Raw genomic sequence first — 11,005 nt, 5'->3', positions numbered from 1 at the left:
CTCCCTCTCAGTAGACGACCGACGGCAGCTGGGCCGTCTCGTCATGCGGCTTCTCTTCGGTGTCAGGGCCCTTCTGCGCGGCCCGGATGATGAGGCGGATCTCCACGACGGCGAGCGCCGCATAGATCGCGGTGAAGGAGATGAGCGATATCAGCACCTCGAGCCCGCTGACGCCCGGCGAGACACCGTCCTGCGTCGTCATCAGCCCGAACACGATCCAGGGTTGCCTGCCCATCTCGGTGAAGACCCAGCCCATGATGTTGGCGGCCAGCGCGAGCGGGAACGACCAGATGGCGACCTTCCACATCCACGGTGCGACCGGCTTCTTGGCACCCTTGCGGGTGACCCAGAGGCCCGCGACGGCGACGAGCGCTGCGGCGATGCCCAGGCCGATCATCCAGCGGAATGCCCAGTACGTGATCCACAGCACCGGTGCGAAGTCGGTCAGACCGGTGGCGGCGTAGGTCTGGGCGTACTCGGCGTTCAGATCGTTGATGCCGTGCACGCACGCATCGAGGGTGTGCGTCGACAGCAGCGAGAGCAGATACGGCACGCGGATGGAGAACAGTTCGGAGCTGCCGTCCGGAGTGCCGAGCGTGAAGATGCTGAACGAGGCATCGGGACCGCAGACCGTGTTGAACGTGGCCTCGGCCGCTGCCATCTTCATGGGCTGCGCGGCGTACATCGCGAGTCCCAGCTGGTCGCCCGTGAGCACGACACCCGCCGTGGACACGATCATGGCCCACAGCCCGAACTTGAGCGAGATGCGCATGGTGTCGAAGTGCTGGCCGCGCGAGAGGTGCCAGGCCGAGACCGAGATCACGACACCGGCGGCGAACATGAACGCACCGAAGATCGTGTGCGGGAACGCGGCGAGCGCGACGGGGTTGGTCAGCAGTGCCCAGAAGTCGGTCAGCTCGGCGCGGTTGGTCGCCTCGTTGAACGTGTACCCGACGGGGTTCTGCATGAAGGCGTTGGCGGCGATGATGAAGTACGCCGACAGGATGCTGCCGATCGAGACGCACCAGATCGTGGCGAGGTGCAGCTTCTGCGGGAGCTTGTCCCAGCCGAAGATCCAGAGGCCGATGAAGGTCGCCTCGAAGAAGAAGGCCAGCAGGCCCTCGAAGGCGAGCGGGGCGCCGAACACGTCACCGACGAAGCGGGAGTAGTCGGACCAGTTCATGCCGAACTGGAACTCCTGCACGATGCCGGTGACCACGCCCATGGCGAAGTTGATCAGGAAGATCTTCCCGAAGAAGCGGGTCAGGTGCAGGTACTGCACCTTGCCGGTGCGCACCCACGCGGTCTGGAAGATCGCGGAGACCAGCGCCATGCCGATCGTGAGCGGCACGAAGAGGTAGTGGTAGACGGTCGTCAGGCCGAATTGCCATCGGGCCAGAGCGAGCGGATCAAGCCATTCCATGCACGACTCCTGTTCTGTGGTGCCGCTGCTTCGTGCGGTGACGCAGCGTTCCCTCGACCAGCGGCGCGGTGGTGTCGCGCAGCTGCACGGTGCAGTCCGACGGGAGGACAGCGTCGCGCACGCACTCGGCTTCGAGTGGTCCGCCTGCCTCGTTCAGGACGCCTTGCATGAGTTCCAGGTGCACGCGGCACAGCATCGGGCGGTCTTCCGACCGTCCGGCTGCGTGCGGGCACGGGCTGAGGTCGACCGTGAGACTACGGTCGTCGAGCACGGGTTCGAAGCCGCTCTCCTCCAGGTGCTCCACGAGCGCATCGAGCTGATAGGTGGCTTCGCGACCGAGTCCGGATGCCGCGTCGGGGAGCATGCTCCGCATCAGGTCACCGCGACGGGCGGCCGCCTTCGCCTTGTCCCTGGCCACGGGGCTGGAGGCCCCTGGCGCTCCGGTCGCCGCGCTGTACAGAGTGCGCGGCCGTCCCCGCGTGGTGCGGTGCTCGATCGTCGGGATCACGTAGCCACCCTCGATCAGGCGCTGCAGGTGCTCACGGATCGTGTTGGGGTGCAGACCGGTGGCGTCGCACAGCTCGGTGATGGAGAGCTCGCCCCGGGTCTGCGAACTGCCCGCTTCGAAGAGCAAGTGCAGGATCTGCACCCGGGAGTAGCTCGAGATCGGCCCGCAGACGGGCCCGCCGTTGGCCATGAACCCAGTATCCCGCGACACTGCGAGTTTGCCGAGAGGATCGGCCGTGAATAAACACCTGGCCGATAGGGATGTCTGATGCCGGCGATAGCCTGGGGGCATGGCCACCCGGAAACCCGCTCCTCCTGCGTACGTGTGCACGGAATGCGGGTGGACCACCGCCAAATGGGTCGGGCGCTGCGGCGAGTGCCAACAGTGGGGAACCGTGCAGGAGCAGGCCGCGCAGACCGGCATCCTCCGTCGGGTCGGGCCGGTCGCGCCGACCGCCGACCGTGCCGCGCGGCCCATCACGCAGATCACCACGCAGGATGCACCGCGCCGTTCGAGCGGCGTGGGCGAGTTCGACCGCGTCCTCGGCGGCGGCATCGTGCCGGGGGCCGCGATCCTGCTCAGCGGCGAACCCGGCGTCGGCAAGTCCACCCTGCTGCTCGAGGTGGCCGCTCAAGCAGCCCGCGGCGGACGCCGTGTGCTCTACGCGAGCGCCGAGGAGTCCCCCGGTCAGGTCCGCCTGCGCGCCGAGCGCACGGGCGCGCTCCACGACGAGCTGTATCTCGCGAGCGAGACCGATCTGGCCACCATCCTCGGCCACATCGACGAGGTCAAGCCGCAGCTCGTGATCGTCGACTCGGTGCAGACCGTCTCCTCGTCCCTGATCGACGGCGCCGCCGGACAGCCCAGCCAGGTGCGAGAGGTGGCTGCCACGCTGATCCGCATCGCGAAGGATCGTGACCTGCCGATCATCATCGTCGGCCACGTGACCAAAGACGGTCAGGTCGCCGGGCCCCGTGTGCTCGAGCACCTCGTCGACGTCGTGTGCCACTTCGAGGGCGACAGGCAGACCTCGCTGCGCTTCGTCCGTGCACTCAAGAACCGCTTCGGCCCGACCGACGAGGTGGGCTGCTTCGAGATGACCGGCGACGGCATCGCCGAGGTGCCCGACCCGTCCGGCCTCTTCCTCTCGCAGGGGGCGACCGAGCCAGGCACGTGCGTGGCGATCTCGCTCGAGGGTCGACGCGCCCTCCCTGTCGAGGTGCAGGCGCTCACGGTGCCGAGCAACGCCCCGAACCCGCGCCGCATCGTGCACGGCGTCGACTCCTCGCGGGTCGCCATGGTGCTGGCCATCCTCGAGAAGAGAGCCGGCATCGCGACCGGCAGCCTCGACGTCTACGTGTCCACGGTCGGCGGTGTGCGCTTCACCGAACCCGCGGCAGACCTCGCGATCGCCATCGCCGTGGCGGGTTCCATCCAGCAGATCTCGGTGCCGCGCACGGTCGCGGCGGTGGGAGAGCTGAGCCTCGCCGGAGAGATCAGGCCGGTCACGCAGGCGGCCCAGCGACGCTCCGAGGCCGCACGCCTCGGCTACGAGCAGGTGGTCGACGATCGCTCGAAGACGCTCCGTGCCGCGCTGGGCGATGTGCGCGCGCGCAACACCTCACGCCGGTCCGACCGCGACATCCCCCCGTTCTGACGCTCGCGCTTCCACGTGGGGGGGGGTCAGGCGTCGGGCATCAGGCGTCGAGTGCCTTGAGCAGCTCGACGGGATCGGCCTGCATCGGGTGGGGACCCGCGATGTCGAGGAACACCGTCGTGATCGGGTGGGCCGCGAGGAACTTCCGCAGCCAGTCGGCGCTGTAGATACCCACGCCGGGTGGCAGGTTCGCCGGCTTGTTCTTGGCGTCGCTGAACAGCAGCAGGGCGAGGTCACCGGTGTTCGGATCGCGATACGTCCACACCTCGCCGCTGTCGAGAGGGTTGTCCCGAGCGCCGGGCTTGATGAGCGGGATGACCGTGGTGCCGTGCCGCAGGGCGAGCGCGACCGCAGCGACATCCTGCTTCTCCAGGGCCTGCGCCAGCGCGTCCGAACGGAAATCCTCGGGTGCCGGCTTGTTCTTTCCGGCCTTCGCCTTCTTCGCTGCCATGCATCCAGCATATTCACGGCGCCGGGCGCAGAGCGCCGATCCGGCCGTGGATACGATTGGGGCCCTCTCGAGTCCCACATTGGGGACTGGGGTACTCGAGAGGGCCCTCGGACTCTCGTGCGGCGATGTCGAAGCGCTGGGGACGCTGTAGTTCGACGCCACTGGGGATGGCTTGTTGCCGCAGATGCGGAGAGTCGCTTCTATGGTATCCCAAAGAGCGGGGGATGTCAGCATCGTGCCCCTCAGGCGCACGACATCCCCTCATTTCGTGTGATCTCGATCGAACCGCGACGGTTTTCGAAGGTGTCTTCCGAGATCGCTTCGAAAGTCAGCGAGACGAGACACAGCGAGGCTCTGTCCTCGGCGCGGCGAGGTTCAGTAGAGCAGGATCTGCGCGCTCGAGGGGCTCGTGAACCCGCCGATGGAGACCTCCACGTGGTACGAGGCTCCTCCTCCAGGCGCTCGCTGTCGGTTCTCCTGCGCGCAGGTCTCGACGCTCGATCGGGTGCGGTCCCAGGTGACAGGGTCCTTGCTCGTGACCGTGGTGCCTGCCGTGAGCGTGGCGATCATGCTGCTCGGGTTCTCCTGGCAGTCGGTCGAACGCCACCAGATATCGGCACCGCTGGAGATCGTGAACACCTGAGTGGTCGACCCCACGTCGATCGTGCAGTCCTTCGAACCCTTGTTCGTCAGCGAGATCGAGAGCTTCGGCATCACGCCGGGCCCATAGGTCTCGGCATCCGTCACAGCGGCGACCTCGATGTCCGCGGCCTCGCAGGCGACGATCGCCGGGGTCTGCTCCGCGGACGGATCAGGAGAAGGCGACTGCCCGTCGGTGGTGGCATCCGCGGAGGGTGACGGCGACGTGGAGGGGGCCGACGTCGGCGTCGATGCGGTGTCGGCGGAGGCCCACGGACGGGCGATCAGCAGCCAGGCGCCGATGCCGATCGCAGCGACGGCCAGGATGAGACCGAGGATGACGACCAGTCGCCGACGACGGTAGACGGCGGCAGAGCGACGGGGCATGACTCCAGGCTAAGCGATCCGCCGCGCTCAGCCTGGGAGGCCCCACGGCACGCGCGGAGGTCGGTCGAAAGTCAGAGCACCTTGAGCATGCGAGTGTTGCCGAGCGTGTTCGGTTTGACGTGGGCGAGGTCGAGGAACTCCTCAACACCCGCGTCACCACTGCGCAACAGCTGCGAGTACACGTCGGAGTCGACCACCTGCTCGCCGATCGGGGTGTACCCGCGCCGCCCGAAGAAGTCGACCTCGAACGTGAGGCAGAACAGCCGGGTCAGCCCGAGCGTCTTGGCGTTCTTCTCCAGGCGGTCGACGATCGCGCGCCCGACGCCGTGGTGCAGCCAGTCGTCGCGCACGAGGAGAGTGCGCACCTCGCCGAGGTCTTCCCAGAACACGTGCAGCGCTCCACATCCGATCAGCACGCCATCGGCCTCTGCGACGACGAACTCCTGCACCGCGCCGTACAGCACCGCCAGGTCTTTGCCGAGCAGGATGCGCTGCTCCACGAGCGGCTGCAGCAGGTCACGGATGCCGACGATGTCGGCGCTGCGCGCCGGCCGGACGATGTACTCGCTCACACCACAAGCCTAGAACCCACCCCTGAGCATGTCCCTCAGCCCGGGTCGGCATGCCAAAACCCAGACCACCTGATGCGCTCACGGCGCGTCAGACCGGGACACGCCGAGGCGGGGCGGCATGGTCTGGGTTTTCGCACGAAGGGAGCGCAGAATCGGGGACGCAAGAAGGGGCGGATGCCGCAGCATCCGCCCCTTCTCGTGGTTCCGGGAGGTCACTCCCCGCTGGCGACCGCCAGGTCGGGGGTGCCGGAGATCGCGCCACCGCCGGTGTTCACACCGACTGCGACCGGACCGCCATCGCGGGGGCCGTGCTCGAACAGGAACTTCCCGTCCTTCGCATCGACCTTCACGTGGTCTCCGGAGTTGAGCTCGCCGTGCAGGATCTTCTCCGACAGACGATCCTCGACCTCGTGCTGCATCGCGCGGCGCAGCGGTCGGGCACCCAGGGCCGGGTCGAAGCCGATCTCGATCAGACGCTCCTTGGCGGCCTGCGACAGCTCGATCGTCATGTCGCGGTCCAGCAGACGCTCGCCGAGGCGCTTGGTGAACAGATCGACGATCTGCACCAGCTCCTCCTTCGACAGCTGCGGGAACACGATGATGTCGTCGACACGGTTGAGGAACTCGGGCTTGAAGTGCCGCTTGAGCTCTTCGTTCACCTTGCCCTTCATCCGGTCGTAGCTGGTCGAGTCGTTGCCCTCGATCTGGAAGCCGACGGGTCCGCCGGCGATGTCGCGGGCACCGAGGTTGGTGGTCATGATGATGACCGTGTTCTTGAAGTCCACGATCCGACCCTGACCGTCGGTGAGACGACCCTCTTCCAGGATCTGCAGCAGCGAGTTGAAGATGTCCGGGTGCGCCTTCTCGATCTCGTCGAAGAGGACCACGCTGAACGGCTTGCGCCGCACCTTCTCGGTGAGCTGGCCACCCTCTTCGAATCCGACGAACCCGGGAGGGGCACCGAACAGACGCGAGACGGTGTGCTTCTCGCCGAACTCGCTCATGTCGAGGGAGATCAGCGCGGCCTCGTCGTCGAACAGGAACTCGGCGAGAGCCTTGGCCAGCTCGGTCTTTCCGACACCCGTGGGGCCGGCGAAGATGAACGAGCCGGAGGGACGCTTCGGGTCCTTGAGGCCGGCACGCTGACGACGGATGGTCTTGGAGAGGGCGGCGATGGCCTCCTCCTGACCGATGACGCGCTGGTGCAGCGCCTTCTCCATGAAGACGAGCCGGCTGGACTCCTCCTCGGTCAGCTTGAACACGGGGATGCCGGTCGCCTGGGCGAGCACCTCGGCGATCAGGCCCTCGTCGACGACCGCCTGGGTCGCGACGTCGCCCGCACGCCACTGCTTCTCGAGACGCAGACGCTCGGCGAGGAGGCTCTTCTCCTCATCGCGCAGCGAGGCGGCCTTCTCGAAGTCCTGTTCCTCGGAGGCGATCTCCTTCTGCTCGCGCACGGCGGCGATCTTCTCGTCGAACTCGCGCAGCTCGGGCGGGCTGGACAGGATCGACAGACGCAGACGTGCGCCCGCCTCGTCGATCAGGTCGATGGCCTTGTCCGGGAGGAAGCGGTCGGAGACGTAGCGGTCGGCGAGGTTCGCCGCGGCCACGATCGCGCCGTCCGTGATCTGCACCTTGTGGTGCGCCTCGTAGCGGTCGCGCAGACCCTTGAGGATGTTGATCGCGTGCGGCAGCGTCGGCTCGTTCACCTGCACCGGCTGGAAGCGGCGCTCGAGCGCGGCGTCCTTCTCGAAGTGCTTGCGGTACTCGTCGAGCGTGGTGGCACCGATCGTCTGCAGCTCACCGCGGGCGAGCAGCGGCTTCAGGATGCTGGCCGCGTCGATCGCGCCCTCGGCGGCACCCGCACCCACGAGGGTGTGGATCTCGTCGATGAAGACGATGATGTCGCCGCGCGTGCGGATCTCCTTGGTGACCTTCTTCAGGCGCTCCTCGAAGTCACCGCGGTAGCGGGAACCGGCGATGAGCGAGCCGAGGTCGAGCGAGTAGAGCTGCTTGTCCTTGAGCGTCTCGGGCACGTCGCCCTTGACGATCGCCTGGGCCAGCCCCTCGACGACGGCGGTCTTGCCGACGCCGGGCTCGCCGATCAGGACGGGGTTGTTCTTGGAACGGCGGGAGAGGATCTGCATGACCCGCTCCGCCTCCTTCTCGCGCCCGATCACCGGGTCGAGCTTGTTGTCGCGTGCGGCCTGGGTGAGGTTGCGACCGAACTGGTCGAGCACGGCCGAACCGCCCTGAGCGCCCGCCTGCGAGTCGTTGGTCTGCGCACCGACGGACGCCGGCTCGCGGCCGGGAGCACCGGAGAGCAGCTGGATGACCTGCTGGCGCACCTTGTTGAGGTCGGCGCCGAGCTTGACGAGCACCTGAGCGGCCACGCCCTCACCCTCGCGGATGAGGCCGAGCAGGATGTGCTCGGTGCCGATGTAGTTGTGGCCGAGCTGGAGAGCCTCTCGGAGGCTGAGCTCGAGCACCTTCTTGGCGCGCGGGGTGAACGGGATGTGCCCGGTCGGCTGCTGCTGACCCTGGCCGATGATGTCCTGTACCTGCTCGCGCACGGCGTCGAGGGAGATGCCGAGCGACTCGAGCGCCTTGGCAGCGACACCTTCACCCTCGTGGATGAGACCGAGCAGGATGTGCTCGGTTCCGATGTAGTTGTGGTTGAGCATCTTCGCCTCTTCTTGGGCGAGGACGACCACTCGACGGGCTCGGTCCGTGAATCTCTCGAACATGCTGTGACTCCTTATTCGCACGGGGCGAAGCGCTGACACCTATGGCGTTCTCTGCGCCTGTACATCGAGAGTAACCACCACGAACGGCACGTATGCCCGTGTTCGCCGTGGGCATACCGGAGGTTGACGGGGTTATCGACTGTCGTTATGTTAACGACAGTCGATAACAACGAGTCCGGACCGGACCACGGAGAAGGAGGCGCCATGACCGATGCACCGACCGCGAACAGAGCGGCGAGCCTGGTGGAGAAGACCGTGCTGGGTGTCATCGCCGGAGCCGCAGGAGCCATCGCGATCGTCGATCTGATCGGCGCCGGCGTCCGCACTGTCGTCCTGATGACGAGCGAGTCCGTCACCGTCCCGTCGATGCCGCTGAGCACGGCCGAGGCGCCCGCAGTGCTCGCGGCGTCCTCGAGCATCTCCGATGCGCAGTACGACACCATCACGCTCACCACCTCCGGCCTCAGCCTCTCTCCCCGTCTCCTGCTCGCGATCGCCGATGCTCTCGCGGTCCTGGGCCCGATCGTGCTGTGCCTCGCGGTCGCCTGGCTGTGCATCCGCCTCTTGATCGGTCGCCCCTTCGGCAGCGCGGCCACCTGGGGCATCGCCGTCGCTGCGCTCGCCGTCATGGCGGGCGGTCTGATGAGCCAGGCGATGCGCGCGAACGCGTTCAGCGAGATCACCTCCGAGCTGAACCTCGCCTCCGCAGGCGTTCCGGCGTTCGAGATGTCGATCGACCTCGCCCCGTTCGGGTGGGGCTTCGCGCTCGTGGTCGTCGCGGGCGCGTTCGAGATCGGTCAACGTCTGCAGCGCGACACGGAAGGACTCGTCTGATGAACACCGCCACAGCGGCCGGGGCGACCCGCTCCGAGACGGCGGACGCGATCACCGTGATTCTCTACGCTGCCGCGGCTCTGGTCACGGTGGCGTTCGCCACGATCCTGCGCATCGGCAGCACCTTCCGCGACTCCGGGATCGCGTGGTCGATCCCGATCGACGAGCAGCCGATCTCGGCGACCACCGACTCCGGCGCGATCTCCGTCGAGGGGATCGCCCAGGACGCGATGGTCTTCGCCACCGAGGTGAACGCGGTATCGGTCGCGGCGATCATCGCTGCCATCAGCCTGTGGGCGCTCGCGGCCCTGCTGGTGATCGGGTCGGTCACGCTGGTGGCGTGGAACTTCCTGCGCGGACGCTTCTTCGTACGCGGCAACGCCCGCGCGTTCGATGTGATCGGCTGGACTCTGGTGGTCGCGCCGATCCTGATCGTCATGCTCGAGACCATGGGCCGCAACGGCGTCACCTCGGCACTCGGTCTCGGTGAGGGAGAGCCTGCGCATCCGATCGAGTTCTGGAGCGTCGCCCCGATCTTCGCGACCGGCGTGACCGTCGGCCTGATCGCCGTCGCCTTCCGCCGCGGTATCCGCCTGCAGAACGAGAAGCTCGCGCTCGAGAAGGACACGGAGGGACTCGTCTGATGATCAGCTTCGGTTCGGACGAGTTGTGGCCTTCCCTCCTCAACATCGGGATCGCGCTCGCGGTGATCGCCGTCATCCTCGGACTGGTCGTGTGGAACGGGCGGCGACGAGGGCGCCGCACGATCGCGCTCGATGCCGCTCTCGTGATCTCCGGATGGTGGATCCTGCTGTCCGCGGTCGGCGCGGTGATCATCGTCATCAAGGCCTTCACCGTCTCCTGGGCCGAGCTCGACGGAGAGACCCACGTCTTCGTCGAGTGGCCTCGCGATCTGCCGTGCTCCGAGTTCGGCGACAGCGCGACGACGATGCTGACGTGCAACGGGGAGCCGCTGACCACGTTCGTCGTGGGGCAGGCCTCTCTCGGACTCCGACTCCTGGCCGCGAGCGCACAGCTGAGCACGCTGGCGCTGACCACGATGCCCGCCGTCATCGTCGGCGTCATCTGCTTCTCCACGCTGCGCGGGCGTGCGTTCTCGACCACGGTGACGCGAGCACTGGTGGGCGGGGCCGTCGCGGTGCTGGTCTTCGGTGTGGCCGCCGACCTCCTGAGCGGCATCGCCGCCACGACCGGCCTGCGTGAGGTGTTCCCGCCGGACAGCGAGTGGTACCCGCCCTTCTACCAGCTGACCGTGACGCCCCTCCCGTTCGTGAGCGCGCTCGGGCTCCTCGCCCTCGCCGCTGTGTTCCGCCAGGGCACACGCCTCGAACAGGACAGAGCGCACCTGCAGCAGGAGACCGCGCGTTTGCAGAAGGACACGGAGGGGCTGGTGTGACCCCGGCGGAGAGCGACGACGAGTTCACCGGCATCCACTGCCGCCTCGATGAGCTCCTCGCGGAACGAGGCATGACGCTCACGGAGCTGAGCGCCGCGGTCGGGGTGAGCATCGTGAACCTGTCGGTGCTCAAGAACGACCGCGCCCGCGCCATCCGCTACTCGACACTGCGCGCGATCTGCGAGGCGCTCGATTGCGCGCCCGGCGACCTGCTGGTGCTCGCCCCTCGCTGAGTCGGCACTCCCGTCGCACTTTCTGTCGGTATCGGGCTGCCATACCGACAGAAAGTACGACGGGAGCGGGAGCGAGCGAGCGCGAGCGAGGGAGCCCAGGAGCGTCATCCTTCGTCATATGCACCCAGGGAATTCTC

Annotated in this window: 11 protein-coding genes; 5 read left to right on the top strand and 6 right to left on the bottom strand. The window is 67.4% G+C overall.

Translation table 11 applies throughout. The annotated features are described in order from the left end of the window. Positions 1-7: 7 nt before the first annotated feature. Both RN51_RS12985 and RN51_RS12980 read right to left on the bottom strand, forming a co-directional pair. Positions 8-1,423, bottom strand: coding sequence for a cytochrome ubiquinol oxidase subunit I (locus tag RN51_RS12985; protein ID WP_045264482.1), 1,416 nt, complete (start codon positions 1,421-1,423; stop codon positions 8-10). Next, entirely contained in the window at positions 1,410-2,120 is a 711-nt protein-coding gene (locus RN51_RS12980; RefSeq protein WP_045264481.1) for a helix-turn-helix transcriptional regulator, read from the bottom strand. Before RN51_RS12980 ends, RN51_RS12985 begins: the two co-directional genes overlap by 14 nt. 100 nt (positions 2,121-2,220) lie before the next feature. Here RN51_RS12980 and radA point away from each other — a divergent pair, with 100 nt between their 5' ends. Then, positions 2,221-3,588 (top strand): DNA repair protein RadA, encoded by a 1,368-nt coding sequence (gene radA / locus RN51_RS12975; RefSeq protein ID WP_045264480.1) that lies wholly within the window; start codon positions 2,221-2,223, stop codon positions 3,586-3,588. 40 nt (positions 3,589-3,628) lie between these two features. Here the strand turns inward: radA and RN51_RS12970 are convergent, their stop codons facing one another. The 4 genes from RN51_RS12970 to RN51_RS12955 form a co-directional block, all read right to left on the bottom strand. Beyond that, positions 3,629-4,039, bottom strand: coding sequence for a hypothetical protein (locus RN51_RS12970; protein ID WP_045264479.1), 411 nt, complete (start codon positions 4,037-4,039; stop codon positions 3,629-3,631). A gap of 375 nt (positions 4,040-4,414) precedes the next feature. Then, positions 4,415-5,065, bottom strand: coding sequence for a hypothetical protein (locus tag RN51_RS12965; protein ID WP_045264478.1), 651 nt, complete (start codon positions 5,063-5,065; stop codon positions 4,415-4,417). 71 nt (positions 5,066-5,136) lie between these two features. Next, positions 5,137-5,637, bottom strand: coding sequence for an amino-acid N-acetyltransferase (locus RN51_RS12960; protein ID WP_045264477.1), 501 nt, complete (start codon positions 5,635-5,637; stop codon positions 5,137-5,139). Positions 5,638-5,849: 212 nt separating this feature from the next. After that, complete coding sequence (locus RN51_RS12955; RefSeq protein ID WP_045264476.1) at positions 5,850-8,384, bottom strand: ATP-dependent Clp protease ATP-binding subunit; 2,535 nt, start codon at positions 8,382-8,384, stop codon at positions 5,850-5,852. Positions 8,385-8,588: 204 nt separating this feature from the next. Between RN51_RS12955 and RN51_RS12950 the strand changes: the two genes are divergently transcribed. Genes RN51_RS12950 through RN51_RS12935 form a run of 4 tightly spaced genes read left to right on the top strand, consistent with a single transcriptional unit; the run spans position 8,589 to position 10,868 of the window. Next, entirely contained in the window at positions 8,589-9,218 is a 630-nt protein-coding gene (locus RN51_RS12950; protein ID WP_045264475.1) for a hypothetical protein, read from the top strand. Then, on the top strand, positions 9,218-9,862 hold the full coding sequence (locus tag RN51_RS12945; protein WP_045264474.1) for a hypothetical protein: 645 nt from the start codon (positions 9,218-9,220) through the stop codon (positions 9,860-9,862). The genes RN51_RS12950 and RN51_RS12945 overlap by 1 nt, the downstream gene beginning before the upstream one ends. Then, on the top strand, positions 9,862-10,635 hold the full coding sequence (locus RN51_RS12940; RefSeq protein ID WP_045264473.1) for a hypothetical protein: 774 nt from the start codon (positions 9,862-9,864) through the stop codon (positions 10,633-10,635). Before RN51_RS12945 ends, RN51_RS12940 begins: the two co-directional genes overlap by 1 nt. Then, positions 10,632-10,868: a helix-turn-helix domain-containing protein gene (locus tag RN51_RS12935; RefSeq protein ID WP_045264472.1), complete on the top strand. Its 237-nt coding sequence runs from the start codon at positions 10,632-10,634 to the stop codon at positions 10,866-10,868. Before RN51_RS12940 ends, RN51_RS12935 begins: the two co-directional genes overlap by 4 nt. Positions 10,869-11,005 lie beyond the last annotated feature (137 nt).

Origin of the sequence: Microbacterium oxydans (assembly GCF_000956405.1) — a bacterium.
Classification (GTDB): Bacteria; Actinomycetota; Actinomycetes; order Actinomycetales; family Microbacteriaceae; genus Microbacterium; species Microbacterium oxydans_C.
Note: the sequence above shows the minus strand (reverse complement) of the source record. Positions and strands in the feature narration are given on the sequence as shown.

Excerpts from the sequence above, each read along its gene's own strand:
- RN51_RS12965 (WP_045264478.1), bottom strand. The coding sequence starts at position 5,065 with ATGCCCCGTCGCTCTGCCGCCGTCTACCGTCGTCGGCGACTGGTCGTC.
- RN51_RS12950 (WP_045264475.1), top strand. The coding sequence starts at position 8,589 with ATGACCGATGCACCGACCGCGAACAGAGCGGCGAGCCTGGTGGAGAAG.
- RN51_RS12940 (WP_045264473.1), top strand. The coding sequence starts at position 9,862 with ATGATCAGCTTCGGTTCGGACGAGTTGTGGCCTTCCCTCCTCAACATC.
- RN51_RS12985 (WP_045264482.1), bottom strand. The coding sequence starts at position 1,423 with ATGGAATGGCTTGATCCGCTCGCTCTGGCCCGATGGCAATTCGGCCTG.
- radA (WP_045264480.1), top strand. The coding sequence starts at position 2,221 with ATGGCCACCCGGAAACCCGCTCCTCCTGCGTACGTGTGCACGGAATGC.
- RN51_RS12955 (WP_045264476.1), bottom strand. The coding sequence starts at position 8,384 with ATGTTCGAGAGATTCACGGACCGAGCCCGTCGAGTGGTCGTCCTCGCC.
- RN51_RS12945 (WP_045264474.1), top strand. The coding sequence starts at position 9,218 with ATGAACACCGCCACAGCGGCCGGGGCGACCCGCTCCGAGACGGCGGAC.
- RN51_RS12980 (WP_045264481.1), bottom strand. The coding sequence starts at position 2,120 with ATGGCCAACGGCGGGCCCGTCTGCGGGCCGATCTCGAGCTACTCCCGG.
- RN51_RS12970 (WP_045264479.1), bottom strand. The coding sequence starts at position 4,039 with ATGGCAGCGAAGAAGGCGAAGGCCGGAAAGAACAAGCCGGCACCCGAG.